25 protein-coding genes are annotated in these 25,832 nt (G+C 52.0%); 12 read left to right on the top strand and 13 right to left on the bottom strand.

From position 1 onward, the window contains the following. Nucleotides 1–112 precede the first annotated feature (112 nt). Entirely contained in the window at nt 113–1,120 is a 1,008-nt protein-coding gene (gene nadA / locus B036_RS0103775; protein WP_020567355.1) for a quinolinate synthase NadA, read from the bottom strand. Between the two features lie 1,550 nt (nt 1,121–2,670). Here nadA and B036_RS0103765 point away from each other — a divergent pair. Both B036_RS0103765 and odhB read left to right on the top strand, forming a co-directional pair. After that, nucleotides 2,671–5,430, top strand: a complete 2,760-nt coding sequence (locus B036_RS0103765) for a TonB-dependent receptor (protein ID WP_020567352.1) — start codon at nt 2,671–2,673, stop codon at nt 5,428–5,430. Between the two features lie 404 nt (nt 5,431–5,834). Further along, nucleotides 5,835–7,127 carry a 2-oxoglutarate dehydrogenase complex dihydrolipoyllysine-residue succinyltransferase gene (gene odhB / locus B036_RS0103760; RefSeq protein ID WP_020567351.1) on the top strand — a complete coding sequence of 431 codons (1,293 nt, stop codon included), beginning with the start codon at nt 5,835–5,837 and terminating at the stop codon, nt 7,125–7,127. 116 nt (nt 7,128–7,243) lie between these two features. On the opposite strand, the gene B036_RS0103755 is transcribed toward odhB, so the two are convergent. From B036_RS0103755 to B036_RS0103745, 3 genes are all read right to left on the bottom strand, one after another. Further along, complete coding sequence (locus B036_RS0103755; protein WP_020567350.1) at nt 7,244–7,732, bottom strand: hypothetical protein; 489 nt, start codon at nt 7,730–7,732, stop codon at nt 7,244–7,246. A gap of 120 nt (nt 7,733–7,852) precedes the next feature. Then, the gene (locus B036_RS0103750) at nt 7,853–8,398 is read right to left on the bottom strand and encodes a type 1 glutamine amidotransferase domain-containing protein (RefSeq protein ID WP_020567349.1); all 546 of its coding nucleotides are present in this window, start codon (nt 8,396–8,398) and stop codon (nt 7,853–7,855) included. 85 nt (nt 8,399–8,483) lie between these two features. Beyond that, nucleotides 8,484–8,999, bottom strand: coding sequence for a hypothetical protein (locus B036_RS0103745; RefSeq protein WP_020567348.1), 516 nt, complete (start codon nt 8,997–8,999; stop codon nt 8,484–8,486). A 234-nt stretch (nt 9,000–9,233) separates the two neighbouring features. Between B036_RS0103745 and B036_RS0103740 the strand changes: the two genes are divergently transcribed. The 4 genes from B036_RS0103740 (at nt 9,234) to B036_RS0103725 (ending at nt 13,780) form a co-directional block, all read left to right on the top strand. Next, nucleotides 9,234–10,685, top strand: a complete 1,452-nt coding sequence (locus B036_RS0103740) for an ATP-binding cassette domain-containing protein (protein ID WP_319922324.1) — start codon at nt 9,234–9,236, stop codon at nt 10,683–10,685. A gap of 534 nt (nt 10,686–11,219) precedes the next feature. Continuing rightward, on the top strand, nt 11,220–11,471 hold the full coding sequence (locus B036_RS27935; RefSeq protein WP_044101762.1) for a hypothetical protein: 252 nt from the start codon (nt 11,220–11,222) through the stop codon (nt 11,469–11,471). A 195-nt stretch (nt 11,472–11,666) separates the two neighbouring features. After that, nucleotides 11,667–13,088, top strand: coding sequence for a 23S rRNA (uracil(1939)-C(5))-methyltransferase RlmD (rlmD, locus tag B036_RS0103730; RefSeq protein ID WP_020567345.1), 1,422 nt, complete (start codon nt 11,667–11,669; stop codon nt 13,086–13,088). A 2-nt stretch (nt 13,089–13,090) separates the two neighbouring features. Continuing rightward, nucleotides 13,091–13,780, top strand: coding sequence for a hypothetical protein (locus B036_RS0103725; protein ID WP_020567344.1), 690 nt, complete (start codon nt 13,091–13,093; stop codon nt 13,778–13,780). 12 nt (nt 13,781–13,792) lie between these two features. On the opposite strand, the gene B036_RS32845 is transcribed toward B036_RS0103725, so the two are convergent. Together B036_RS32845 and B036_RS34205 are read right to left on the bottom strand one after the other, a co-directional pair. Then, a complete protein-coding gene (locus B036_RS32845; RefSeq protein WP_406603396.1) occupies nt 13,793–14,110 on the bottom strand; it encodes a Uma2 family endonuclease in 318 nt (105 codons plus the stop codon). Next, nucleotides 14,050–14,268, bottom strand: coding sequence for a hypothetical protein (locus B036_RS34205; RefSeq protein WP_020567342.1), 219 nt, complete (start codon nt 14,266–14,268; stop codon nt 14,050–14,052). Before B036_RS34205 ends, B036_RS32845 begins: the two co-directional genes overlap by 61 nt. Before the next feature lie 237 nt (nt 14,269–14,505). Between B036_RS34205 and B036_RS0103710 the strand changes: the two genes are divergently transcribed. Further along, the gene (locus B036_RS0103710) at nt 14,506–15,282 is read left to right on the top strand and encodes a DNA alkylation repair protein (protein ID WP_020567341.1); all 777 of its coding nucleotides are present in this window, start codon (nt 14,506–14,508) and stop codon (nt 15,280–15,282) included. A gap of 265 nt (nt 15,283–15,547) precedes the next feature. On the opposite strand, the gene B036_RS0103705 is transcribed toward B036_RS0103710, so the two are convergent. Together B036_RS0103705 and B036_RS0103700 are read right to left on the bottom strand one after the other, a co-directional pair. Then, nucleotides 15,548–16,114 (bottom strand): carbonic anhydrase, encoded by a 567-nt coding sequence (locus B036_RS0103705; protein WP_020567340.1) that lies wholly within the window; start codon nt 16,112–16,114, stop codon nt 15,548–15,550. Nucleotides 16,115–16,440: 326 nt separating this feature from the next. Beyond that, on the bottom strand, nt 16,441–17,085 hold the full coding sequence (locus B036_RS0103700) for a hypothetical protein (protein ID WP_020567339.1): 645 nt from the start codon (nt 17,083–17,085) through the stop codon (nt 16,441–16,443). A 230-nt stretch (nt 17,086–17,315) separates the two neighbouring features. On the opposite strand from B036_RS0103700, the gene B036_RS0103695 reads away from it, so the two are divergent. Beyond that, nucleotides 17,316–18,005 carry a spermidine synthase gene (locus B036_RS0103695; protein ID WP_020567338.1) on the top strand — a complete coding sequence of 230 codons (690 nt, stop codon included), beginning with the start codon at nt 17,316–17,318 and terminating at the stop codon, nt 18,003–18,005. Between the two features lie 186 nt (nt 18,006–18,191). Here the strand turns inward: B036_RS0103695 and B036_RS27925 are convergent, their stop codons facing one another. Together B036_RS27925 and B036_RS0103685 are read right to left on the bottom strand one after the other, a co-directional pair. Continuing rightward, complete coding sequence (locus tag B036_RS27925; RefSeq protein ID WP_020567337.1) at nt 18,192–18,782, bottom strand: 1-acyl-sn-glycerol-3-phosphate acyltransferase; 591 nt, start codon at nt 18,780–18,782, stop codon at nt 18,192–18,194. A 47-nt stretch (nt 18,783–18,829) separates the two neighbouring features. Continuing rightward, nucleotides 18,830–19,318, bottom strand: a complete 489-nt coding sequence (locus B036_RS0103685; protein WP_020567336.1) for an asparaginase domain-containing protein — start codon at nt 19,316–19,318, stop codon at nt 18,830–18,832. A 212-nt stretch (nt 19,319–19,530) separates the two neighbouring features. Between B036_RS0103685 and B036_RS27920 the strand changes: the two genes are divergently transcribed. Next, the gene (locus B036_RS27920; protein ID WP_052333908.1) at nt 19,531–20,055 is read left to right on the top strand and encodes a CAP domain-containing protein; all 525 of its coding nucleotides are present in this window, start codon (nt 19,531–19,533) and stop codon (nt 20,053–20,055) included. A gap of 46 nt (nt 20,056–20,101) precedes the next feature. Here the strand turns inward: B036_RS27920 and B036_RS0103675 are convergent, their stop codons facing one another. The 3 genes from B036_RS0103675 to B036_RS0103665 form a co-directional block, all read right to left on the bottom strand. After that, nucleotides 20,102–21,028 (bottom strand): 1-aminocyclopropane-1-carboxylate deaminase/D-cysteine desulfhydrase, encoded by a 927-nt coding sequence (locus B036_RS0103675; RefSeq protein ID WP_026231660.1) that lies wholly within the window; start codon nt 21,026–21,028, stop codon nt 20,102–20,104. An 85-nt stretch (nt 21,029–21,113) separates the two neighbouring features. Then, nucleotides 21,114–21,332, bottom strand: coding sequence for a heavy-metal-associated domain-containing protein (locus B036_RS0103670; RefSeq protein WP_020567333.1), 219 nt, complete (start codon nt 21,330–21,332; stop codon nt 21,114–21,116). Nucleotides 21,333–21,494: 162 nt separating this feature from the next. Beyond that, nucleotides 21,495–22,607: a M50 family metallopeptidase gene (locus tag B036_RS0103665; protein ID WP_020567332.1), complete on the bottom strand. Its 1,113-nt coding sequence runs from the start codon at nt 22,605–22,607 to the stop codon at nt 21,495–21,497. Nucleotides 22,608–22,850: 243 nt separating this feature from the next. Here B036_RS0103665 and B036_RS0103660 point away from each other — a divergent pair, with 243 nt between their 5' ends. The 3 genes from B036_RS0103660 (at nt 22,851) to pyk (ending at nt 25,543) form a co-directional block, all read left to right on the top strand. Beyond that, the gene (locus B036_RS0103660) at nt 22,851–23,675 is read left to right on the top strand and encodes a hypothetical protein (protein WP_020567331.1); all 825 of its coding nucleotides are present in this window, start codon (nt 22,851–22,853) and stop codon (nt 23,673–23,675) included. Nucleotides 23,676–23,811: 136 nt separating this feature from the next. After that, on the top strand, nt 23,812–23,994 hold the full coding sequence (locus tag B036_RS33400) for a hypothetical protein (RefSeq protein ID WP_157472026.1): 183 nt from the start codon (nt 23,812–23,814) through the stop codon (nt 23,992–23,994). 115 nt (nt 23,995–24,109) lie between these two features. Next, on the top strand, nt 24,110–25,543 hold the full coding sequence (pyk, locus tag B036_RS0103655) for a pyruvate kinase (protein WP_020567330.1): 1,434 nt from the start codon (nt 24,110–24,112) through the stop codon (nt 25,541–25,543). Nucleotides 25,544–25,832 lie beyond the last annotated feature (289 nt).

Raw genomic sequence — 25,832 nt, 5'->3', positions numbered from 1 at the left:
TTCAGGTGGAGTTTATCAATAGAAGACTCCTACCCCATCCAATATAGGGATGTCTGATTGAATGCACCTAAGCCAACCTGATCATTTGACTAAATCAACACCCGTAGGAAGACTACAACCCCGCCCGGGCCGAAATCTCCAGCATCCGATCTATACTAGCCACTCCCTGCTCAATCACCCATTCAGGCAAAGTGATCTCCGGCATTTCGTGCTTCATACACAGGTAGAGCTTCTCCATTGTATTCCGCTTCATGTGCGGGCACTCATTGCAGGCACAGGTGTTGTTGGGTGGCGCAGGGTAGAAGGTTTTCCCGGGGCTTTCTTTCTCCATTTGGTGGATGATGCCGGGCTCCGTAGCAACGATGAACTCCTGGTAATCACTTTCGCGGGTAAACCGCAGCAGGCTGGAAGTAGAGCCAACGTGGTCAGCCGCATCGAGGATGTGAGCTTCACATTCGGGGTGTGCGATGAACGCTGCTTCCGGATGCTTCATCCGCAGCTTGGTGATCTTCTCGTGACTAAAGATTTCGTGGACCATACAGGAACCGTTCCACAGCACCATATCACGACCGGTTTCTTTCACCAGCCAGCGACCGAGATTAACGTCAGGCGCAAAGATGATCGGCTGGTCCCTGGGAATAGAATCGATGACGTGGCGGGCATTGGTGCTGGTGCAACAAATGTCCGTCAGGGTTTTCAGCTCAGCCGTACAGTTAATGTAGGAGACCACCTTATGGTCGGGGTACTTTTCCTTGAATTTGCGAAAAACCGGTGCCGGGCAGCTGTCAGCTAGGGAACAGCCAGCCTTCAGGTCGGGCAGCAATACCTTCTTACCGGGACTGAGCATTTTGGCCGTTTCGGCCATAAAGTGTACGCCGGCAAAGACGATGATGTCCGCATCCGTTTCGGCAGCCTGCTGGCTCAACCCAAGGCTATCACCGATATAGTCAGCAATGTCCTGGATTTCCGACTCTTGGTAATAGTGAGCCAGGATAACGGCGTTGCGTTCTTTCTTAAGCTTATTAATTTCGGCCACCAGGTCGAGTGTCGGGTCAACCTCGAGGTCGAGGAAGCCCATTCTGTTCAGGTTCTTAGTGGCAAGGTCGAGTTCGGCAGACATGGCTTTTATATTTGAGACGACAAGATAACGTAGCGGTTACTATTTTTGTTTGCTTAATCTTTAAGCTTAGTAAGAAGGTGTGGCGCGGTCGCAGGTGCAGAGAAAAGGACAAAGAGCAATGATGTCCGGTTTTTGCAATGAGTGCGACCCAATATTCAAGCTAAAAACGGGATTCCGAGTGGCTTATTGGTGATTTTTCAATCAAAAGCCAAATTGAGTATATGCAATTAACAATTCAACATGTATAATGCCTAATTATTAATCAAATGATAAAAATACAACCAATTCATTGAAAATACTTGCACAATTGACTTTAATCATTGCATCTTTGCCAATGTCAAAAGGACACAGCGATGGAAAACGTTCCGTTGTTTTTCCGGGACTACAACCCGGACACAATGTAGAGTGATGAAATTGGCAGCCATGCCCGCTTGTCTCGCGGGTGGGGAACCACGAATAAACCACGAATTGATGCTCCGTAAGGGGCTTGCCTCTCCGGAGCAACAGTTCAAGGCTAACGTCCCCTTGCAGGTTCGACTCCTGCCTCTACAGCGAAACAGGTTGCAAGTTGCAAGTTACAGGTTCCGACACCTGCAACTTATAACCTGCAACCTGCACTTTGTAAGGTGATGAAACTGGCAGCCATGCCCGCTTGTCTCGCGGGTGAGGAATCCGGGATAAACCATGATTCACGGCTCTAGCAGGGCCCGGCTCTTCCGGAGCGATGAATTATCGACTAACCGCCTTTTGCAGGTTCGACTCCTGCCCTTACAGCCATTCAAGTTGCACGTTGCAGGTTGCAGGTTCCAACGGGAACTAAAAACCTGCAACTTGAAACCTGAACATTGTAGAGTGATGAAATTGGCAGCCATGCCCGCTTGTCTCGCGGGTGGGGAACCACGAATAAACCACGAATTGATGCTCCGTAAGGGGCTTGCCTCTCCGGAGCAACAGTTCAAGGCTAACGTCCCCTTGCAGGTTCGACTCCTGCCTCTACAGCGAAACAGGTTGCAAGTTACAAGTTACAAGTTGCAAGTTGCAAGTTACAGGTTCCGACACCTGCAACTTGTAACCTGCAACCTGCACCTTGTAACCTGCAACTTGTAACCTGCAACCTGCACCTTGTAAGGTGATGAAACTGGCAGCCATGCCCGCTTGTCTCGCGGGTGAGGAATCCGGGATAAATCATGATTCACGGCTCTGGCAGGGCCCGGCTCTTCCGGAGCGATGAATTATCGACTAACCGCCTTTTGCAGGTTCGACTCCTGCCCTTACAGCCAACAACTGCTAGCATGCGGTTAGCCCACTCCCACCCTCGGAGTGGGCTTTTTTGTGCCTTACCACGAATATATTAGTATTTTTCCCGTAAGTTACAGGAACAGTCCGCTGGCTTATGGCCGTCCTTGTCTACTCCTCAATGAACCTAACCTAAAGATATTTTAAAGCTGTATCCGAAGCAAGAGAAGCAACTTGTTTGGAAGATGAGGTCTTGCCTTTACACCTGTATAGGCATTAAACAAATCTGTATTAATCAATTAAACGCACTAGTTATGAAACGTTTTCTACTACTTGCCGTAGGTATACTCCTTACGGCAACCTCGCTGTTTGCGCAGCGTATGATTTCAGGTACCGTCTCCGGAGAGGACGGTGAACCACTCATCGGTGCCTATGTCACCATCAAGGGACAGAGCCTGGGTACCGTTACCGATTTCGACGGCAAGTACGACATCTCCGTGCCCGCAGGCTACAACACCCTGGTTTTCTCCTTCCTCGGCTTTGGCAACAAAGAAATGATGATCGGTGATGCAGATAAAATAGACGTAGTGCTTGCGGTAGGCAACGATCTCGACGAGATTGTCCTGATCGGCAGCCGGTCTACCGGACGTACCAAGCTCACGACACCCGTCCCGGTGGACATTGTTAATGTCAAGGAGCTCGTGTCTTCCTCGGCGCAGACCAATGTTAATCAGCTACTTAATTTCGTAGCCCCCAGCTTCAGTTCCAATACCCAGACGATCTCCGACGGTACGGACCACATCGACCCAGCTTCCCTGCGTGGCCTGGGTCCGGATCAGGTGCTGGTACTCATCAACGGTAAGCGGCGGCATAACACCTCCCTCGTTAACGTCAACGGCACCTTCGGCCGGGGCAACGTAGGTACTGACCTTAACTCCATTCCCGTAGCCGCCATTGAGCGGATTGAGATTTTGCGTGACGGGGCTTCCGCCCAGTACGGTTCCGACGCCATCGCGGGGGTGATCAACATCATCCTGAAAGACGACAAAGGTCTGGCCTTCACCGCCGAAACCGGCGCTTACCTCAGCGGCGAAATCCCCGAGCAGGATGGCAGCATCGACGGAGAGTTCAACCAACTTAGCGCCAACTATGGCCTGGCCGTCGGCGACCAGGGCGGCTTCATCAACCTTACCGGCACCTTTGACAACCGGGAGTACACCAACCGGATGAAGGAATGGGGCGGCTCCATCTTTAGTGGCTACAACAACCCGGCTTCCGGTGCGGCACCGGGAGACAACATCACCGATGCCGAACTTCAGCGGCGGGGCTTGCAGCGCAGCGACTTCAACATGCGCGTGGGCCAGTCGGCCATCCGCAACGGCGGCATGATGATGAACTTCAGCCTGCCCGTGGCAGACCAGGCCGAGGTTTACGCCTTCGGCGGCCTCAACTACCGCCGCGGCAACGCCGCCGGTTTCTACCGCCTGCCCAACCAGGAACGTACGGTTACCGATATCTACCCCAACGGCTTCCTGCCCGAGATCAACTCCAACATCAACGACGCCAGCCTCGGCTTCGGCATCAAGGGGGAGTACGAAGGCTGGGACGTTGACTTCAGCAACGTCTACGGCACCAACGGCTTCAACTACCTGATTACCAATACCCTCAACGCCAGCCTGGAATCGGCATCGCCGACTTCCTTCGACGCCGGTGGCTTCAGCTTCGCTCAGAACACCTCTAACCTTGACGTGCGCCGCTACTTCGGCGACATTTTCGCCGGCCTCAACGTCGCCTTCGGTGCCGAGTACCGTCTGGAGAACTACCAGATCAACGCCGGCGAAGAAGCCAGCTACACCAACTACGGCCTGGCCACCCAGTTTGAGACCAACGGCGGCGACACCATCCTGATCCGCGACGGACAGGGACCGATCAGCACCGTATTCGACCCCCTCGGCCGCGCCCGCCCCGGTGGGGCGCAGGTATTTCCCGGTTTTAGCCCGAACAACGAAGTAAACGCCTACCGTAATAGCTTAGGCTTCTACGGTGACCTGGAAGCTGACCTTACTGAAAAATTCCTGCTTGGCTTTGCTGGCCGTTTTGAGAACTACAGCGATTTTGGCTCTACCGTCAACGGTAAGCTGACCACCCGCTACCTGGTTTCTGACAACTGGACCCTCCGCGCCGCAGCCAGTACCGGTTTCCGCGCGCCCTCGCTGCACCAGCTTAACTTTAATTCTACCTCAACGATATTCGTTGACGGGGTAGCGTTTGAAGTCGGCGTTTTCAACAATGAAAGTCGGCCGGCCCAGTTGCTTGGTATTCCCCAGTTGAAGCAGGAGGTAAGCACCAACTTCAGCGGTGGCATCACCGGTCGTATTCCCTCCGCCAACCTGTCGATTACTATCGATGGTTACCTTATCGATATTCAGGACCGGGTGGTCCTCACCGGTAATTTCCAAGGGGGCACCGGGACCGATCAGGAGCGGGAGATCAGCCGTTTGCTGCAACAGGCCAACGCCAACCGGGCGGCCTTCTTCGCCAACGCCATCGACTCGCGCACCGCCGGTGTCGACATCGTAGTTACGCACAACGCCCGGCTCGGCAACGGTAAACTCAACACGAGCCTCGCCGCTACCTTCGCCCAGACTACCCTGCAGAATATCAACACCGGTGACGTACTGGAAGGCCTTGAGGATACTTACTTCGACCGCACCAGCCAGATCTTCCTGGAAAGTGCCGTACCGCGTACGAAGATCAACCTGACGCTGAGCTACAAGATCAATAAGCTGAACGTCTTCTTCCGCAACGTCTACTTCGGTGCCGTAGATGAGGCAACCAACGCTACGGCCAACGACCAGGAATTTGCCGGCAAGACGGTAACCGACCTCAGCCTCGGCTACCAATTCAGCAAGCGAGTCGGCTTCACCATTGGAGCTAACAACCTGCTCGACGTTTACCCTGACCTCAATATTGAGGCCAACCAGAGCGACGGCCGCTTCCTGTACAGCCGCCGCTCGCAGCAGTTTGGTGCCAACGGAAGGTATGCATTTGCCCGCCTAAGCTTTGTACTTTAAGCAGCACTTAGGTCGCTTATTTTCTATTTAGAGAAGCCAGGATTCAGTATACTGAATCCTGGCTTTTTTTGTTTAAAACCTGATGCAGTTAAGGAGGCGAGAACGCAGGTGCAGGGAAGTGTTGACCGACAATAAGAAATAGCTCGCTGGTATTGCTGAAAATCTCCAGTTGTCGAATAACGAATTACGATTGTAGTCTATCCGAAAAAGTGAATTCTTTCGCTGGGGCATTTTACGGGCTTAATAGGCGATATAGCTTAACCGCCCGGACCTAGTAATGGACATATAACTTTGTCCCTAAATAAATTTAGCCGAACTTTGCCTTCTGATTGCCCAATGCATAAACCTGTGGACCGGTAATCTGTTAATCAAGGCTAAAGCATCGCTAAAAATCTTGCACTAATATGAGCATCGTCGAAATGAAAGTCCCGGTCATCGGGGAGTCCGTCACCGAAGTAACCCTGTCTGAATGGTTGAAGGCCGACGGTGATTATGTTGAGCTCGACGAGGCCATTTGCGAGTTTGAATCCGACAAGGCCACCCTGGAGTTCCCTGCCGAAGCGGCAGGTCGCATCATCCACGTTGCCGCCGAAGGCGACGACCTGGAAATCGGTGCCCTGGTTGCCAGGATCGACACCAGCGCTACGCCCGACGACGATGGTGGTGGTGGAAGCAGCGAAACTCCTAAGGAAGCTGCCGCCCCCGCGCCGAAAGAAGAAACCAAGGCTACTGCTTCAGCAGCGCCTGCTGAGCCAGCTACTAATTACGCCACCGGCACTCCCAGCCCAGCAGCTGGTAAGATCCTCCGGGAAGCTGATGTTGACCCCAGTGCCGTGAACGGTACTGGCCGCGACGGACGGATCACCAAAGAAGATGCCCAAAAAGCAGCCGCCGCTCCGGCCTCTGCTGCTCAAAAAGCAGCCCCTGCACCTGCGGCCCCGCCCAAAGAAGTCAAAGAGTCCAGCAGTCCAGCAGTCCAGCAGTCCTTTAGCCGCGAGACCCGTACCGAAAAGATGAGCCGCATGCGCCGGACCATCGCCAATCGCCTGGTATCCGCAAAAAACCAAACGGCCATGCTCACTACCTTTAACGAGGTAGACCTGAGCGAGGTCATGAATCTTCGTAAAAAGGTACAGGATAAATTTGTTGAAAAGCACGGCGTCAAGCTCGGTTTCATGTCCATTTTCGCCAAGGCCTGTGCTCAGGTGCTCATGGAGATGCCCGACGTTAACGCCCACCTCGGCGACGACGAAAAGAGCCTGATTTACCACGACTACGTCGACATCAGCTTCGCGGTTTCAACTCCTACCGGCCTCGTCGTACCGCCCATCCACAATATTGAGAGCCTCCACTTTGCCGATATCGAAAGCAAGCTCAAAACCCTGGCCGCCAAGGCCCGCGACAACAAATTGAGCATCGAAGAGATGACCGGCGGAACGTTCACCATCACCAACGGTGGGGTGTTCGGTAGTATGCTCAGTACTCCGATCCTCAACCAGCCGCAAAGCGCCATTCTGGGCATGCACAACATCATTGAGCGGCCGGTTGCCGTCGATGGTCAGGTGGTTATTCGCCCGATGATGTACCTCGCCCTCAGCTACGATCACCGCGTGATCGATGGCTCCAGCTCCGTAACCTTCCTCGTGAAGGTGAAGCAGTTACTGGAAGACCCTACGCTGTTGTTACTGGGACTTTAAATTAGTTCAATAGTCGGCAGTTCATAGTCTACCCTTGATCCCAACGGTAATGAATACGGCCCACCCGGAGTTAATCCTGGTGGGCCGTTTCTATTTCTGATCCAGAATTAGAGGACCTAACGGTTCTCCTTAATCGCCTTCCGAGTTTCTTTAGCGGATTTTTCCATTTCCTCCAGGCTCTTCTCTACGGCCTTATTCAGTTCTTCCCCCTGAGGGATTTCATCCATAGCTTCTTCGATGGCTTTTTGCAGAGAACCTCCTCCGGGCATTTCTCTGGCCAGTTCGTCCATTGCTTTGTCGAATTCAGCCCGGGTAGGCATTTCTGATACGGCACCATCAACCAGACTGTCTAATTGTTCGCTAGTTGGCCAGTTGGCCAGGGTTTCAGCCAGGGCTTCGCGGGCTTCGGCTTGTTCGCCGGCTGGCATACGAGCGATTTGCTGCTCGGCCATCTGGCGAAATTCTTCCTTGGTCGGCATTATCTCCTCCTGGAATTGATCGACGTAGCCTTTGATCAGCTCAGCGTTTAAGTTGCCGTCGGCACCGCAGGAGGTGAAGAGTATGGAGGTAGCAATTAGCAGGAAGACAGAAAAGAAGTTTCTCATAGTTTTTTTTCTTTATTCCAGTTACTATTGGTTTGTTACACCTAAGTTGTACATAAAATTAGTGCCCCGTATTCGTTCTTCGAATACGGGGCACTAGCAGGCCGACTGTGATGGACAGTCTTATGCGGCCATTTTGGCAAAGACCTCCAGCATTTTCTCATTGAAGGCAGGGATGTCGTCAGGATTACGGCTACTGATGAAGTTATTATCCACTACCACCTGCTCATCATTACTGACAATGCCACCAGCACCGCGCAAATCGGTACGAATGGATTTATAGCCCGTTACTTTGCGGCCTTTAATGAGACCAGCAGAAATAAGGATTTGCCCGGCGTGACAAATGAAGGCAATAGGTTTATCATTTTGGGCGAAATGCTTCACGAAGGAAAGTGCCTCATCATTGACACGAAGGATATCTGGATTAAGGACACCTCCCGGCAGCAGCAAAGCGTCGTAGTCCGCCGCATTGGTTTCGGAAAGTAACTTATCAACGTCATAGATGCCACCCCAATCGTCAGTTGCCCATGCCTGGACGCCACCTTTTTCAGGGCTGACGAGATGAACAGTTGCTCCGGCCTCCTCCAGGGCTTTTCGTGGTTTGGTGTATTCGACTTCTTCAAATCCGTTGGTCGCCAAAGCGGCCACTCTTAGTTTAGAAATATCCATAATTCAGCTTTTTATTAATTTACTAATGCTGTTGTTATTACGGGAGGGCGCTGCCTCAAGTTCGGGTTCATCAGTGTAACAGGTTTTATTCTTCTTCCACCTGGCGAAGTATTGGAGTAGAATCCAATGACGGGTCCACCAAAACGATGGCGGTTTTTGCCGTTTCGTACAACATGAAAACAATGGTAATCAAAGCTGCACTCATTAAAGCAGCATACATCTGCATCACATAATAGATGATGCTAAAATATTCTGCAATCTCATTAGTTCCTTCTGCTTTGGTATAGGGGATGCTCAACAGCAACAATCCAATCATTGACGCAACGAAAGTTCCTGTACACATTTTCGCAATTGTCCGAAGTCGTTTGAAGTGATCCTTCCTCAGCTTTTCCTCCCGATTAACGGTAAAAGATAAAATGGTTAACAGCAGCGCAAGAATGGTAGCTGTTGCCGTCATAACGGCGGAACACATGAAACGGATAGTAGGCTGACTACCGTTGATCATTTCGAGGGCATCTGCATTGTTAATAATGCCGAGTAGGTAATTCCCGCTTAGGATGATGGCAGCAGCGATGATTCCTGCCCAGTAAGTGTTTTTCATGCTTTCTATTCTTGATAATTGTAACATATCCGTGGGTCAGACAAGTTCGCTGACATCATTCCTGATCTCTATTTTCTGAGGCGACTACCACTTATTGAGCGGTTTCGCAGGCGGCATCTGGTCATATAGACTACTGCGGCCACAGGTTGGATAGAAAGGTATTCCGATAGCTATCGGGGCAGGTGCAGTAGAGTATTTAGGCGTAAATTCCTTGCAACTACTTAGTTTTGCCCCATCAATACATCTCCTCCAGATACAACTCCCCTGCTCCGGTTTAAAGACCTGGCCCTGGCCCGGGGCAGCGCCCCGGTACTCCATGGCATCAACTGGACCGTCCGCCCCGGCGAACACTGGCTGGTGACGGGAAACAACGGCGTGGGGAAGAGTTCCCTTGCTGAAGCTGTGTCAGGTCGGCACCGGGTAACTAGCGGACAACGCAGCTGGCCGGGGCTTACCGGGGAGCGTTTCCAAGCGATCCGCACGGTATCCTTCACTGACAGCGGCCGGTTATTCCACAATGCCAACGCCGTCCACTATTACCAGCAGCGCTTCAATGCCTTTGATGCCGACGGGCACCTGACCGTTCGCGACTACCTCCTCGCCAACGGGCACGATGAAGCCTCCGCCGTAGCCGCCCTTAGCCACTTAAACGCAACGGATTTACTTGACCTGGAACGCATCAAGCTTTCCAGTGGCCAAACCCGAAAGCTCCTGTTGGCCAAAGCCCTTGCCGGTCAGCCGGAAATACTGATCATCGATAACCCGTACCTCGGTCTGGATGCCAGAAGTCGGTCACGGTTGAATACTTTACTTGATGACCTGGTGTCGAATAATGGCGTAAGCCTCATCCTGGTTGGAATGACTGATGCCCCGCCCACTTGCATAACCCATCGTTTACACCTGAAAGAGGGGACAATCGCCTTTCAAGGTAATTTCTCCGACTACCCAATAGACACCGTCCCGAAACGAGCAACCGACGAACCAATAACCGACATCGTCCGATACTTTCAGGAGACCGCTAAAGCCCCGGATTACGATCAGGTACTAAAACTGGTGAATGTATCCGTTGCCTACGGTAAGAAAGTCGTGCTTGACCAGCTCAACTGGCTGGTGAAACCAGGAGAGCAGTGGGTCGTCTCCGGCAACAACGGCAGTGGAAAATCAACGTTGCTAAGCCTGATCTATGCCGATCATCCTCAGGCATATGCCAACCGTATCCACCTCTTCGGCCGCCGCAGGGGCCGGGGAGAAAGCATCTGGGACATCAAAAGACGGATAGGTTTCACCTCGCCGGAACTGCATGCCTTCTTCGATGGCAGCCTGACCGCCCGGGAAGTCCTCCTCAGCGGGCTTAACGATACCTTTCGACCGCCGAAAACGATCACCTCCGCCCAAGAAGACCTATTGCACGCGCTGCTACGATTTTCCGGATTAGCCCTCCATACGTCAAAACCTTTCCGGCAGTTTTCTACCGGAGAGCAACGACTGCTCCTCCTGCTGCGGGCCTTGATCAAAGCACCTCCGGTACTTTTGCTCGACGAACCTTTTCAGGGACTTGACGCTAAGACCATTGAGCGCTGTCGCCGATTACTGGATGCGGTACTTACGCCGGAACGGACGCTGATCTTCATCTCACACTTCAGGGCAGAGGTGCCGGAGGGGGTTGGTTTGGAGTTGGGGCTGTAGGGGTTGTGTGCCACCTGGTGATCGCCACTAGAGTACAGCGGCGGTACCAGCCACACTACACAATGGATACAGGCAGTCATCGCTGGAGTATGACTGTTGCTTCCTGTTATTACCCTGAGTGCTTGGCCGCTGAGCGGCCTTGGCTACTCACCCCGGATGCCGGTCACTCCGCGACCTCCATCCGGGGTTACTCAGGGTCAACCCCTACGGGGTCAGTATGAAGGTTACCATAAAACAAACGGTGGCTTCGTTATGATTCCCAGATGCGAGGGCAGCACTGAAGGAGGCTTATTGGTCTAATATGGCCATAATCTCCGAGGCCAGCAACAACAACCTTCCGGTCAGCCATATGTATTGACGGAGCTACCTGGCCTGGAAGGCAGGATATTTAAGACGCACCACTGACTCGTCCAAAAAAACGAAGCCGGGCAGCACCGATGGATTTCTGTGACCGGCGCAGCGCTTACCGGCGCTCCGGACAAACTTCGATGGGCCTCCATCAGCCAAGTGGAGGTCTGGAGAGATCAACTGCCTATGCTGCAGCACCGAAAACCGGTGAGCGGTGGCGAGGCCATCTTCCTGATTGATCTGAAAACGGGGCGTACCGCCCGGCTCCGCAGCGAACTCTTCAGCCAACCGGATGACTTCCTTACACTACAGATTGAGGGGAACGAATTATTGCTCAAGGGCACCTTGCCGGGGAATTCGAAGGAGGCATCGCCATCAAATACCGAAACCCACCAACACCTAATGTCAACCGTAGTATTGCTCACCGTCCGGAGATGAGGCGCTAAGGCCTTGTGCCTAAAAACCTTCTTTTTGCACCCGCGGCCCCGCCAAAAAAACCGTGAAATTCCAACGTACCTTTGCGGACTATTTAGTTACGCAGTCAAATAGTCCGGTAGTCAAACAGTCGCTGCCAACGGACCGGAGCCTGCCTGACTACTTGACTATTTGACTCGCTGATTAATTGACTAGACCATGGCCCGTAACCGCCGCAACCGCTTCCCCGAACGCATTGACAATGTGACCATCACCGGCCTGGCCGATAAAGGCTTTTGCGTGGGTAAAACCGAAGAAGGCATGGTCGTCTTCGTGGAAAAAGTAGTCCCCGGAGACGTGGTGGACGTACGCCCCTTCCGCAAGAAAAAAAAGGTGCTTTTTGCCGCACCGCTGGAATTTCATAAGAAAAGTGAGGACCGGGTCGAGCCCTTTTGCGAGCACTTCGGTGTTTGTGGCGGCTGCAAATGGCAGGACTTCAGCTACGAGGGCCAGTTGCGCGAAAAAGAGCGCATTGTTCGGGATGCGCTGACACGTATCGGCAAAGTTGAAGTCGGTGAATGGGAACCAATTTTGGGCAGCGAGGAGACGAGTTTCTACCGCAACAAGCTTGAATATGGCGTCGCCAACCGCCGCTGGCTGACGGCCGACGAAGTCGGTGATGATACGGTGACTAACGAGATGGACGTCATAGGTTTCCACAAAGCCGGTGCTTACGATAAGTTGATCGACATCAAAAAATGTCACCTCCAGCACGGCCCGAGCAACGAACTGCGCAACGGCATCCGGGAGTTGGCCATCCGGATGGAGATTCCATTCTTTGATATGCGGGAGCGGGTCGGACTTTTCCGCCAGTTCATGATCCGGACCACCACTACGGGGGAATGCATGCTGGTACTGGCCTTTTTCGAAAACGACCAGGACCAGATCAAGCCTTTCCTGGACGCCATCATGGCCGACTATGGGGAACACCTCACCAGCCTGTACTACTGCATCAACGGCAAGATCAACGAATACATGATGGACCTGGAGATGCACCTGTTCGCGGGTACCTCCACCATCAAAGAAACGCTGGGCCACGTAAGTTTCCATATCGGACCGAAGTCGTTTTTTCAGACGAATACCCGCCAGGGCAAGCGCCTGTACGACATCACGGCCGAGTATGCCGGTCTGACGGGCACCGAGAACGTTTACGACCTCTACACGGGCATCGGTTCCATCGGGCAGTATGTGGCGAAGGACGCAGGTGCCGTGGTGGGGATCGAGGAGATTGCCGCCGCCATCGACGACGCTAAGGTCAATGCAGAGATGAACGGCCTGGACAATTGCACCTGGTACGCCGGACGGACGGAGGACATCCTGACGCCCGAGTTTGCGGAGAAACACGGTCGCCCCGACGTGCTCATCACCGACCCGCCGCGGGCGGGCATGCACCCCAAGGTTATTCCGATGCTGCTACAACTTGCCCCTCCCGTCATCGTCTACGTATCCTGTAACCCCGCGACGCAGGCGCGGGACCTGGCCTTGCTAGACGAGAAATATAAGGTCGTTAGGGCGCGGGCGGTGGACATGTTTCCGCAGACCAGTCATTGTGAGTCGGTGGTGCGGTTGGAGTTGCGGTAGACATGAAGTACATCCTAACTTTCGTTCTATTAGTTTGTGCCAATAGCACCGGATTTGCCTGCAAATGCGTGGACCGCTCGTTTGAGAAAGAAGTAGAACTTGCCGAAATTATCATCGTCGCAAAAGTCATTGAACGAAAGGGGAACATCTACGACTTGTTAATCAAACAAGAATGGAGCAGCAGAATTTCCTTGAGAACAAGCGACACTATTAGAATAACTCAAGGCTTAAATTCCTGTACAAGACGAACGTTTGAAAAAGCAAACACTTACTTGTTCTATCTTGAGAATTACGCTGTACACAACTGTAGCAGGACAATATCTTTTGCCAATGCAAGGGATATTGACTTATTGAATGATCGCTTCAATTCCGTGTATTACAATCATGAACCGTCCTACGACAGTTTAAACTATAAACGAAGGTTCATCATCGAAACCTTTAATGGAAAAGTTTACGATACTAATGGCAAGTCTGTGGTTTACGTTATGGGCAACTCCATCATTTCGAAGGAACAAATCCCGCTGGATCACGATCTCTTTTACCCTCTCAGATATTACTTAGTTGAGCAAACAACAATTCCAGGTATTGACTACATATTCTACCTGGAAAAGTCTCATCAAGAGAGAAATGGTGCTCCTGAAATAAGGAAAAGCTTACTACGGAAAATTCGAGCCTTTAAAAAAAAGTTGTAAATCATTTTCGCATTACAGATTAAGCTCCACCAGCGGAAACTCAAACCCCGGAAGCACTTCCTCTCCGCTAAGTACAGATGTCGCAAAGCCGCGAACCTCTTCCGGTTCCTCCTGCCCCTGACGGTAGATGTAGACAACTTCTTTCTTCGGATCAACGAGCCAACCGAGCAGGACACCATTGGCCATCCAGGTCTTACTCATCTTTCGCTTGAGTTTTTTGAGAATATCAGATGTTGACCTGAGTTCTACGACGAACTCCGGAACTGCCGCTACCCATTTATCTTTATGATCAGGGTCTGCGACGAAAGGGGCCAGCCGCTCGTTGGAAATCCATACGGCATCGCCGCATCTACTTCTTCTCCTTCCAGTAGGAAGCCGGTTGAGGGGCTGTATACTTTGCCTGGTTTCTTATTAGCAAGGTTCCAAGCGAACACATATCCGTTAAGATAGCTTTCGTTTTCTCCGGAACCAGATTTTACGGGCGACATAACAATAACCTTACCCGAAGTTTCCCGCTCGGCAATTAAATCCGGAAACTTCTCGCAAAACTTTGTGAATGCCTCAAGGCGAACGGGCCCTTCCTAGGCCAAAGGGCCCAAAGAAGTAAGCATTTCATAAGCCGTGTATGGAGGAACGTCGTTGCCCATGGTTTAAAGATAACGATTTTGAACCGCTAATCGTTTTTTGGCTTGTGGGATTTGTCCAACCATCCTAACTTCACTCCCATGGCCTACAAGCAACTAAAACTCTGGTTCGACGCAGACTTAGCCACGCTAATCGCCGAAAAGATCAAGCCGATCTATCCGAAATTCGATACTGCTGCCTTCGTTCAAACCGTACAGGATAATGCCGATGCGCTGGAGCTTAAAGACCGCGTAGAACTCATCGCCGACAGCCTGGAGGATAACCTTCCGGATGATTACCCCAAGCAGCTAGCCATCTTGATGCAAATTCTCGGCCCGCCTAATCCTAACGAAACGGGGATGTTCAAGGAGTACTACTGGTTGATGCCCGTGGCCAAGTTTGTGGAAAAGTACGGCTTGGATCATTTCGCCGATTCCGTCGCCGCCATGGTAGCAATCACCCAGCGCAGTACGGCGGAATATACCATTCGGCCTTACCTGGAGAAGTACCCGAAAGCGATGTTGAAGCAGATGGCTGTCTGGGCCAAGGCAGATAGCTTCCATCTTCGCAGGCTAGCCAGCGAGGGTGGTCGGCCCAAGCTGCCTTGGGCACCAAAGCTCCAGCAATTCATTGATGACCCCACTCCCTTGTTCCCTATCCTGTCTACCCTGAAAGACGATCCTAAAAAGTTCGTCCAAAAATCTGTGGCTAATTGCCTTAACGACATTTTGAAAGACAACGAAGCCCTCGGCCGGGAATTGATCGAAAGCTGGTTGCCCGCTCCCGGCAAAGAACGGAAGTGGATCATTAAACACGCGCTACGCAACCAGTTAAAGGCGGAAAAGGCCTGGGCGGAGGAGATCGTTGCTAATCTCTGACCGTAACCTTCCAAAAATTCAAATATGAGTCATCCCAAATTTTAACCCTTCCCTGATTACTTCTGTCACTAAAATGAAGTATTCATTCCTCGACAATTGCAAATTTGGTATTCGTTGACCGTTTAACCTCCCTGCCGGGGGCCTACTTTTCATGGGAAAAAGTAGCACTACCCTTTGGCTGTGTCCCCGGCTGATCACAAATAATGGACCTGATGGCCCATGTTCGGTCTCAGCGTTTAGCGCTATTGTCTCTGGTGGTAGTCATTTAGAGGAAGTCGATCTTACCAGAGTCCAGGTTATAGTATGCAGGGACGATCTTCAGATCTCCTTTCGCAACCGCACCGGAGATGATCGAGGAACGGCTGGCCAGTTCCTTGGCGGTCAGCTCAGCATTCACTTTTACAACGTCGTTTATGTTAGCACCTTCTTTAGACGCGGCAATTGCGGGTGTCACATGTGCCAGGAGGTGGTTCAGGTTATGGCCATTGTCTCCACCGGCAACGGCAGCAGTAACCGCACCGCAACTTTGGTGGCCCAAAACAACGATCACTTTGGAACCGATGTGCGCCACAGCATACTCGATGCTGGCGATAGAAGAAGTATTGGCGATGTTTCCGGCTACTCTGACGACGAATAATTCGCCCAGCCCCGTATCGAAAGCCAGTTCGGGTACTACCCGGCTGTCCGCACAACTCAGTACGATAGCGTAGGGCTCTTGTCCCCCAGTCAGGGCACCTCTCCGGCTTGAATCTTGCAGTTTGCCATCCAGTTTATCGGCAACGAATCGTTTGTTTCCAGTTTCAAGACGGCTTATAACTTCATTAATTCCCATTAGTATTTCTTTTATGGTTTTTGTAAAAATAGGTGGCGTTCTCCTGAAAGGGAGGAGCCGGAAGATAGGTCATAAATTAACTTACCTCCTTTGAAAGCAACTGAATATAGAGAAATATGTTCAACGCCTCCGATCCTGCTCAAAGTATACAGGTCGTTTGTTCATTAAGGGACGCCGTATAAATAACTTTCTGATTTTTAACCTGACATTTTTGCTCTCACTGTTCTTCAAAATTCTTTGCATAGCCTCAGTTACGGAAATGATTTTTAAGGACGGTGAGGGCAAAATAAGGCGGTCAAAAGGCGTAAGTTATTTGTACGGTGTCCCTAAGGACGGTTATCTGGAGAAACGTACGCCTGGCTCAGCACGAAAGCATCAAACTCGAAGCCGTCTTCCCGTAAGGAGAAAGATATTTTATGAACTCCCGCTTCGGGGATGTCCAGGTACAACAGCTTTTCCTCTCCGCAGTGTACCTCCTTGGTCCGTTGCTTACTGTCCCATGTCCATTGCTTTTTTCCTTCACACCATTGCATACGTTGCCCACTTTCCGGCCATTCGCCGTTCAGGCCGACATGAATTCCGTTGTCTTCGGCTCCGGAACTAAAAGCGCGTACCCAAACGTAATAACGTCCCGGCGTATTGAACTTTATTTTATAGTCGACTATCGCCATTTTTCCGGGCTCGTTGCTGAAGTTGACTCCCGGAGTAAGCACGTCGTCATGCGTTACCCGGGTATCCGGCAAGGCCTCCAGGTACGCCCTGCCGGAGGCCGTTTCGTGGTGACTTTCGTCGGGGTCCACCAGGTTTTTCTTAGGGCTATCGGAATCGATGATCTCCCAGCGGCGTATGTCATCCTGGGTCTGTTTTAGATAGGATTCAGCTTCCACCATCACGTAACCGTTTATTTCTTCCGGGACTTTTGGGGAACAAGCGAATAGACAACAAAATGGAAAGAGGAGCCAGAAGCGCATTAGAAGGAAGGTTATTTCATTATATGGTCTGCGGAAGTTACCGCCTTTCATCGATTATCGACCGGGCTTATTATGCTTGCGCCGCTCCTCCACTTTGCACCTGCGGCCGCGCCCACCATTGCTTTCCCTCACTTAGCGCATTGCGGTTAAATGGAGAGCTCCGGTTTCTACCTTTCCAAGCCCGTGAATTATAACCATCAAAACCTTCAATCCTGCTATCTTCGCGCCCAGTGAAGTCTCCTTACCCAAAATATAAAGTCTGGCTCAGCTACATCACCGAACAGGTGTTGGAGACTGCTTCGTCCGATTACAACACATTCCTACAGGTCAGCCTGGTACACGGAAGGCTGCAGCTCGTGGCCGAAGAAGCCATCTACAGCTTCGGGGATTACTACCTGAATTTTCGCAAACTGTTCGAACGATTCGAATTCGAACTTCTGCCCGAGAAAGCCAGCGTGCTGGTCCTGGGCCTCGGCCTCGGCAGCATCCCCGAATTACTGGAAGACTACCTTGCCCTCGACTACGAATACGTCGCCGTAGAAATTGACCCCGTCATCATCGAACTAGCTTCGGAGTACAGCTTGCCTGCGCTGCGGTCTCCGGTTGAAGTACGCCAGGCCGATGCCTACGCTTTCCTGCAACTAGATGCCCGCAAGTATGACCTCATTTGCGTCGACGTCTTTCAGGACGCCACCGTCCCCGAACACCTTAATGGTGATGATTTTCTGGATCTCCTGAAATCAAGCCTCGCCCCGGGTGGAGCTATCGCCTTCAACCGTTTGGCTGATACCAAAGAACACGCCCGGATGGCTTTGGAGTATTACGAAGGGCCTTTCAAAAAAGCTTTCCCTGAAGGCACGCTTTATAACAGCACGGGGAATTATATGCTGGTGAATGAAGCTCGTTTCCTGGAGGGATAGACAGTCGCTGCACGACCTCGGTAGATGGCCTTCGGCCTCGGTAGTGGGTAGTGCTACCGCAAGTGCCAGCTCGCTTTGCTCGATTGAGCGCCCCTACATTTCCCTCTGTGCGTACTCCGTGCATTCCTCCGTGCCAACCTCTGTGAAATTAATGCTGCGAAGCAGCCGAGCGAAGCAAGTTTTCGTCTACTCCTTCGGCAGAAGATCAAGCACCTTAGGATCATAAACAAAGCTATTCTCCGGCACCAGCCCAATTGCTCCCTCAAAGTACCGGTAAATGAAGTCGAAATCCGCCCGGATGTCGTCGGTTAGGTGATAGGGTTCTGAAAATTCAATAACGCCCTCGTTACCAAAATCAAATTTGCACATCACTAAAGGGACTCCCGCCTTTTTGGCAATAAAATAAAAGCCCGTCTTGAAATGGTCGACCTTAGCCCTGGTGCCTTCCACTGCCAGGCTAAGCCGAAATTCATCACGCTCTTTAAAAATATCGGCAACGGAATCAACAAAATTCGATCGCTTTTCGCGCACCACCGGCACCCCGCCCATCCATTTGAGGAACACCCCGAGTGGCCCCTTAAACAAGGAAGCCTTCCCGACAAACCTAATGTACTCGCCCAGAATGGCACGGGAATACACTCCGTACCAAAAGTCCCGGTTAGAAGTATGGGTAACCACTGGCATCACATACTTCCTGGGCCAGTTCCCCTTATTGTGATCTATAACGCGAACGCCAAGCAGGCGAAGCATAAAGCGGGCAAACCAGGCGGGCATCATGATCTTATCGTTTGGTTAGAAAACATTTTTTTGCCGAACCTTTACGGTCAGACGGCCTCAAAGTAACCAGTACTTCGATTTTTTTGCACAGCGTCCCAGTTGAAATACCGTCCATTCATGGCAACATAAACACCCGGAGGAAGTGCTTGCACGAATGCCAATGCACTGCCCAAGTTAAAAAATCCGTCTGAAGAAGAGCCGAAGGCGTAAGGAATCATTGCTCCGGTCAGCACGATGGTCTTACCCGCGATGGCCTTTTGAGCCAGGTATTCAGCAGTTTCTACCATTGTATCCGTACCGTGAGTAATCAGGATCTGATTGGTCTCCACGCCACGACAATTATTAGCAATGTTCTCCCGGTCGAGGTCGGTAATTTCCAGGCTATCGACCATCATCAGGGTACGAACGTTCAGATCGAGGGTGCAGCGCCCCCGGTCCAGCATTTCAGGCAAGTTTGAATCCTGAAAAAATAGTTTGCCGGTTACGAAGTTGTATTCCTTGTCAAAGGTGCCGCCGGTTACGAAGATTTGAATCACTTAGCTGGGAGTTTTGCCCGGCAAAGATAGGTTGACACGTGCGGAGTAAAACGTTTTCCAACCGATGTTTCGCCTTAGAAAAATGTTACGGCGCGGCCGCAGGTACAATGATTCTTAGAAAAGCAGCGTTTCACCACCGCTCGTTTGCAATTCCGTTCGTCTGAACGGTACGGTAACCTAATCCTGCTTCTCCCCCCCAAATCCCCCCCGCCTTGCGTCAACTCGTTCCAATTATTCTGCTCTCTTTGTTCTTCTCCTGTACCGGCTGTGAAACGGACCTTACTACCGGTGTCTCTATCCCAGACCAGGCGGAAGAAGACGAGGTGACGACATCCACTGGCTTCGACGAGCTCTCTTTACGAACCCTCGAGTTGGTTAACCGGACTCGCCGGGCGGGATGCAAGTGTGGCAGTCGCAACATGCCACCCGTCTCCCCAGTCTCCCTTAATGCAAAGCTTACCGCTGCCGCCCGCAGCCACTCGGCGGACCAGGCGAACATGAGAAAAATGCAACACCTCGGCAGCGACGGCTCCAAAGTAGGCACCCGCGTCACGCGGGCCGGCTACACCTGGCGCACCGTGGCAGAAAACGTTGCCTGGAATTACCCGGATGTCGATGCGGTGTTCGCCGGCTGGCTCTCCAGCCCCGGCCATTGCCGCAACATCATGGGAGCCGATTATACCGTGATGGGTATGGCTGAGGAGGATCTGTATTGGACGCAGGTTTTTGCCCGGTAGAGAATAAATGAATTAGAGAATGATAAAAAGACCTGCATTCTCTACTTCAATAAATCCCCCCACTATGCACCACCACCACCGAACTCCCTGGCGGGTAATCCCCTTTCCGGATCCGGTCCAAAACGCCATAGAATAGCTTAGCCGTGTAGATCGGTTCTAATGGAGGCAAGTCGGGTTCACCGATCTTCGCACGCTTAGCCAGGCCCTCCGAGGGAACAATCCAATCCTTCGGAAATTTACCGTAACCACCAAAGTGGTAATCCGTAATCGTTGTCCAGTTATCTGAAGAATTCTGGGGTAAGAGTCGCCGGATCTCATCGGCCATCCAGTTACCTTTCAGGGCAGGAAACACTTCCACTCGCGTCGCGGCTTCCGCCGCGCCGATGATCCCCGCTGCACTGCCACCGGTGCCGGCGCTTAGGCAGAGGTAGTCGGGCAACGCGCCCAATTCGTCCACCACCTCGTTGTAAAGCTTTCCGACGTTGCGGGCACTATCGGGGCAGGTTCCTCCTTCGGCAATGAACCAGATGGAATTGATCGGTAGACGATACTCCAACGCCAGTTCCAGCTGTCTATCTTTTAACCACGCCTCCTCGCCTTTACGGCGGTACTCCGCCCTCGATAAGTGCCGCAGGTAGGCCCCGTCGGCTCGTGCTCGATCAAGTAAAGGGTTATCGGCTTCTTCGCCCCGTACGTAAAGCACCACCCGCAGTTCATACAACCGACCGGCAGTAGACAACGCTGAAAGATGATTGCTGTAAGCTCCACCGAAGCTTACGAGTACAGGTTTTTGATCTCCCGTTAGGGCAGCCTGAAGGAAACCTTCCAGTTTGCGCACTTTATTTCCCTGCAGCGCCGTACCGGGGGCAAGCGTATACAGATCATCTCGTTTACAAAACAAGCTGATTCCTGCGGCAGTGGCAGCAGGGTGCTGTAACAGCTGAAGCGGACTTGGGCGCGGACGCAGGTGCAATGAAAAGGTTTTAAGGAGCAATAGCGGGACGGCGGCAATCTAAAATGCCAGCCTCTGTCGCCCCCCAATAGACCAATAGACTAACCTACGCTTCCACCAAAGGCTCAATGTCAAAGCCAGCCTCCTGTACGGTAGTAATGATTGCTTTGGGATCAGCGGAACCCTCCACTGAAAGGATTTTCCGTGGGTCATCCACATCGACACGCCAGATGGTTACGCCCTCTACCTCGTCCAGAAAGGAGGTAACGGAGCGGACGCAGCTGCCGCAGTTGATGTTGGTGGAGAATTGTTGGATGGTACGCATAGTATTCGTTAGTTGGTAGATAAAACGCACGAAACCGGAAAAAGTCAATCGAACCAGTATTTGTGGACCGAAGTTAACGATAGCTTAACGCAGCTAGTGCATCAAGATCAAAGTTCGGCACAGTTACAACTTCAATCTTGACGCACTGGTGGATCCAAATGACTAGCCTTTCGCCACCAGGTCTTTCCATCCCGACAACCATGTTCGGATGGTGGATACCCGGCTCTGGTCCATGCTCCTGGCTAAACCCTTTTCTATACCGGGAAGCTCCGTAGCGAGAGCCTCCGCATCCCCCTTCAGTTCCGCAATCGCAGCATTAGCGAGGTGTATGCTCAAAGGCTCAGTCATTGGACTACTGGTCACTTTTTCCATAGCAGCCTCAGCAGCTGGCAGGTCGTTTAGGTATTTAGCGGAAAAGAGCGCTTCCTCCAGGAAAAAATTCCCGTGCGTACCCGAAGGGTAAACGTCCAGGCGGTCCATAACTGAAGTAAAAAGGCTATTGGCTTTTGCGATATCCCCTACCCCGATGGCATGCAGGTAACGGTAATAATCCATCGTTACCCGTTGCTGTCCGGGTACTTCCTCATTGGCCGATACTGCGGCCATTTCCTCCACTGGTAACTCGTCGTAAGCTTTGCCGGCCCTTAAGTGAGCAAGGGCCCGTAGCCCGGTAAGGTCAGCCAAAGCGGTGGCACCGTTCCTGGCAAAAGTCAGGATGCGCAACCCATCGCTCGCAAAACCTCCGGTGCGAAAAGGTAGTATTGTGGCGATGAAGATCACTATAGAAAGTGCAGCGGTGGTGTAAGCGACGAACCGCAGGAAGGAGGTTTCTCCAAAGACCTGAGCCAATGGATAACAGGTCATCGCCAGCACCAGCGACGCCAACGGGCCTCCGGCGGCAAACCACATGAATCGCTTGCGCAAGGCATTACTGCCGTTGGGCAGCATCACCGCTACTCCGCCAGCAACGTTGAGGTTTTTGTTCCACACGAACCTGACCCGGTCATCGTCGTCCAGCTTCCAGGCAAAGGGGCCGATCGTCAGGTTATAAAATTTAAAATTCTGCCATCGGCCCGCCAGTACATGTCCCAATTCATGTATGCCAACCACTACCAGATATATAACGGGTAACAACAGTAGCAGATAGGTGCCGTAGTCCTCGGGCAACACCGGGACACCATCAGGTTCCCGGTCTCCCAGAACCAGGGTCGCTCCCACATAACCCAACAGCCCGCCCACGGCCAACATTGCAATAAAACCTAGTACTTTCTTCATGACCGGTAAAATAGTACTAACCTCAATACTCCGCACGATTCCTCGACCAAGAGGTGAATTATTTATTTCGCGTTCCTTAGGTCGTTTTGTCCAAGCCGTCCTTTGCTCCTTAATCCCTTCCTCCTTAGGGACCGGGCCGGAAGGCCCGGACGGGGGCATTGCACCTGCGGCCCCGCCCTAAAAAACAACCATTCATTGAACGAAGCTGCCCCATTCGCATTATCTCATTCCAACCTTTTTATTATGGACATTCGCTTTATTGCTCAAGACGATCTCGACAAGCAACTCTACAACAGTTGTGTACACTTTGCCACCAACGGCAGCCTCTACGGCTACGACTGGTTTCTCAACGCCACGGCCAAGGAGTGGGACCTGTTGGTAGAAGTGGAGGAGGAACGCTGGGTCAGTGTGATGCCCCTACCCCACATCAACAGCTGGTTGGGCCGTCGTAAGCTCGAACAGCCCCGCCTGGTCCCGGAGCTGGCCATTTACTCCGTAAAACCACTCAGCCCCAAACGCATTCAGGCGTTTTGGGACGCCGTACCTGAAGTCTTCCGTGGCGGTGAGCTCATCGTAGAGCCCGCATCCGTCCCCGGAAACAACGGCCGTTTCACCGTCGGTACCGCTGACGGCTCCGCCCTTTTTCTCAACCAGCCGTATGAAGAAATCATTGGCGACTTTTCCCCCGAATACCACGAAGGCCTCATTCGTTCGGAGATGGCCAGCCTGCGCCCCGGATCCAGTTTCAAGCCAGAGCGATTAGCTGACTTTTGGTTAAAGGTCAACGGAAAATCTGCCGGTAACGAATGGACCTACCACGCCATGCAACGCCTCATGTATCAGGTACTGCACCGTAGTTGGGGCGGTACCCACGCCGTGGAAAGCCCGGAGGGCGAGCTGTTGGCCATGAGCTTTATCGTTTACAGCCATTCCCGACTCTTCCCGCTGTTTACCGTCGAAAGCACTGCCGGTAAAGCCGTTGGTGCATTGGCTTTTTTGTGGGACAATCTGTTCAAGACACATGCGGATAAGAACTTGAAGGTGCGTCGGGAGGAAGTACTTTTTTAACCTTTGCTTATTGGCGAATTATTGATTTTTCTGGTACCCTACCCTACCCTACCCTACCCTGGTTAGCGAAACGCCTTTACCATAAAACCCAATATTTACCTACTTCTATTCCCAGTTTTGCTGTACCTAAACGGTTGTGCTAAAGAAGAACCTTAGAGCACTACATTCAGCGACCAATTCATTGATCGTTACATCGGGCAACAACTCCACTGGGTCGCCCAAAAATTTTCTACTCCACATCAATCTTTCAACGGGGGAGTTGACCGCCACTACCGAGGTCCTGCCCGGCACCATCATCACCGGAATTTTCACCGAGTAGCCCCGTCACCAAACGGTACAGAAACCCCAGCCACTGTAATAAAAACGAAGGATGAATTACGAAAAACGTACCTTTGGCGTATTATTGTACTTTCTACACTATCCCCCCGCCCAAGATGAAAATTACCGACCATCAGAATACTAAGATTGTGGCCACCGTTGGCCCCGCATGCAGCTCTTACGAAGGCCTCAAAGGACTGATTAAAGCAGGCGTAGACGTTTTTCGCCTCAATTTCAGCCACGGCACTCACGACGTGCACGGCGGCACGATAGAAAACATTGTCAAACTCAATGACGAGTTGGGAACCCACGTCAGCATCCTTGCCGATTTACAGGGACCGAAACTGCGCGTTGGTAAAATGGAAGGTGACGGCCTACCCGTAGCCGAAGGTCAGATCGTAACCTTTACGAATACTAAGTGCGTCGGTAATGCTGAGCGGGTGTACATGAGCTACCCGGAGTTTGCACGAGACGTTACCGTAGGAGAACGCGTGTTGGTCGATGACGGCACCCTGGTGTTTGAGGTGGTAGAAACCAACGGCACCGATACCGTAAAACTGAAAACGCTATTCGGCGGCGTCCTCAAATCGAACAAAGGCGTTAACCTGCCTAACACGAAGATCAGCCTGCCCAGCCTGACGGAGAAGGACCTCAAAGACCTGGAGTACATCCTTACGCAACCGGTTAACTGGATTGCTTTGAGCTTTGTGCGTTACGCCAAAGACCTCAAGGATCTCAAGAAGCGCATTGACGCTGCAGGCCATCCGGCAAAGATCATTTCTAAGATCGAGAAGCCGGAAGCCATTGAAAATCTGGACAAAATCATCAAGCATTCCAACGCCATCATGGTTGCCCGTGGTGACCTCGGCATCGAAGTGCCGATGGAGCGCCTGCCGATCATCCAGAAGGAGATCATCCGCAAGTGTATCCAGCGGGCGCGCCCCGTCATCGTTGCGACTCAGATGATGGACTCCATGATCAACAACCCCGGACCTACCCGAGCGGAGGTAACGGACGTGGCCAACGCCGTACTTGACGGTACCGATGCCGTAATGCTTTCTGGCGAAACCAGTGTCGGCCGCCATCCGGAACTCGTGGTTAAGGCGATGAATGCCATCATCCACGAAGCGGAGAAGATTTACGAGATCGGAATGAAGCGGCCGAAGGCCAACCAAAAAAGTGGCACTTTCGTCAGCGACGTAGTTTGTTCCGCCGCCGCCTGGGCGGCACAGAATGTTGGTGCCCGGGGCATCGTCGGGATGACCCGTTCCGGCTACACGGCTTTCAAATTGTCCAGCTTCCGGCCCAATGCCAAGATCTATATCTTTAGTGATCTCAAGCACATGCTCAACACTATGAGCCTTTGCTGGGGGGTCCGTTGCTACCACTACGACAACTTCACCAGCACCGACCAAACGGTCGAGGACGTTACAAGGATCCTTAAGGAGAATGGGCACGTTGCGGCTGGAGACATGATCGTTAATACCGGCTCCATGCCTTTGGAGAAACAACGGCGAACGAACATGCTGAAGATCACCATTGTGGACTAAAGTCCGGGAGTTTTAAATAAAAACATGAGTCATCCCGAATTTTGAGCCCACATTAAAGTGAGGCAAATCGAGATGGCCATTCTAAGTCTGTAGAGCGGTATCGAGACATCTCGGTACCGCTTTCCAGTTCTATGACAGTAATTTCTTAAAAAAAGAGGAACCCAGCCTTTCCAGTTGCGCAATATCTGGAGCATGAAGTCATAGACCAAGGTGACGATACTCATCAGCTTCATGCGGTTGTCCCAAAACCATAGCCTTGGCGATTCCAAACCCAGCTCTGACTTGAGAA

The organism is Neolewinella persica DSM 23188 (assembly GCF_000373105.1).
Taxonomy (GTDB): domain Bacteria; phylum Bacteroidota; class Bacteroidia; order Chitinophagales; family Saprospiraceae; genus Neolewinella; species Neolewinella persica.
This window is presented reverse-complemented; position numbering and strand designations above follow the sequence as displayed.

Coding starts and splice junctions, on each gene's coding strand:
- B036_RS0103665 (WP_020567332.1), bottom strand. CDS start 22,607: ATGAAGAAAGTACTAGGTTTTATTGCAATGTTGGCCGTGGGCGGGCTG.
- nadA (WP_020567355.1), bottom strand. CDS start 1,120: ATGTCTGCCGAACTCGACCTTGCCACTAAGAACCTGAACAGAATGGGC.
- B036_RS0103765 (WP_020567352.1), top strand. CDS start 2,671: ATGAAACGTTTTCTACTACTTGCCGTAGGTATACTCCTTACGGCAACC.
- B036_RS0103660 (WP_020567331.1), top strand. CDS start 22,851: ATGGACATTCGCTTTATTGCTCAAGACGATCTCGACAAGCAACTCTAC.
- B036_RS0103755 (WP_020567350.1), bottom strand. CDS start 7,732: ATGAGAAACTTCTTTTCTGTCTTCCTGCTAATTGCTACCTCCATACTC.
- B036_RS0103700 (WP_020567339.1), bottom strand. CDS start 17,085: ATGCGCTTCTGGCTCCTCTTTCCATTTTGTTGTCTATTCGCTTGTTCC.
- rlmD (WP_020567345.1), top strand. CDS start 11,667: ATGGCCCGTAACCGCCGCAACCGCTTCCCCGAACGCATTGACAATGTG.
- B036_RS0103670 (WP_020567333.1), bottom strand. CDS start 21,332: ATGCGTACCATCCAACAATTCTCCACCAACATCAACTGCGGCAGCTGC.
- B036_RS34205 (WP_020567342.1), bottom strand. CDS start 14,268: ATGTCGCCCGTAAAATCTGGTTCCGGAGAAAACGAAAGCTATCTTAAC.
- odhB (WP_020567351.1), top strand. CDS start 5,835: ATGAGCATCGTCGAAATGAAAGTCCCGGTCATCGGGGAGTCCGTCACC.
- B036_RS27935 (WP_044101762.1), top strand. CDS start 11,220: ATGCTGCAGCACCGAAAACCGGTGAGCGGTGGCGAGGCCATCTTCCTG.
- B036_RS27925 (WP_020567337.1), bottom strand. CDS start 18,782: ATGATGCCCGCCTGGTTTGCCCGCTTTATGCTTCGCCTGCTTGGCGTT.
- pyk (WP_020567330.1), top strand. CDS start 24,110: ATGAAAATTACCGACCATCAGAATACTAAGATTGTGGCCACCGTTGGC.
- B036_RS0103725 (WP_020567344.1), top strand. CDS start 13,091: ATGAAGTACATCCTAACTTTCGTTCTATTAGTTTGTGCCAATAGCACC.
- B036_RS0103745 (WP_020567348.1), bottom strand. CDS start 8,999: ATGAAAAACACTTACTGGGCAGGAATCATCGCTGCTGCCATCATCCTA.
- B036_RS0103705 (WP_020567340.1), bottom strand. CDS start 16,114: ATGGGAATTAATGAAGTTATAAGCCGTCTTGAAACTGGAAACAAACGA.
- B036_RS0103750 (WP_020567349.1), bottom strand. CDS start 8,398: ATGGATATTTCTAAACTAAGAGTGGCCGCTTTGGCGACCAACGGATTT.
- B036_RS0103710 (WP_020567341.1), top strand. CDS start 14,506: ATGGCCTACAAGCAACTAAAACTCTGGTTCGACGCAGACTTAGCCACG.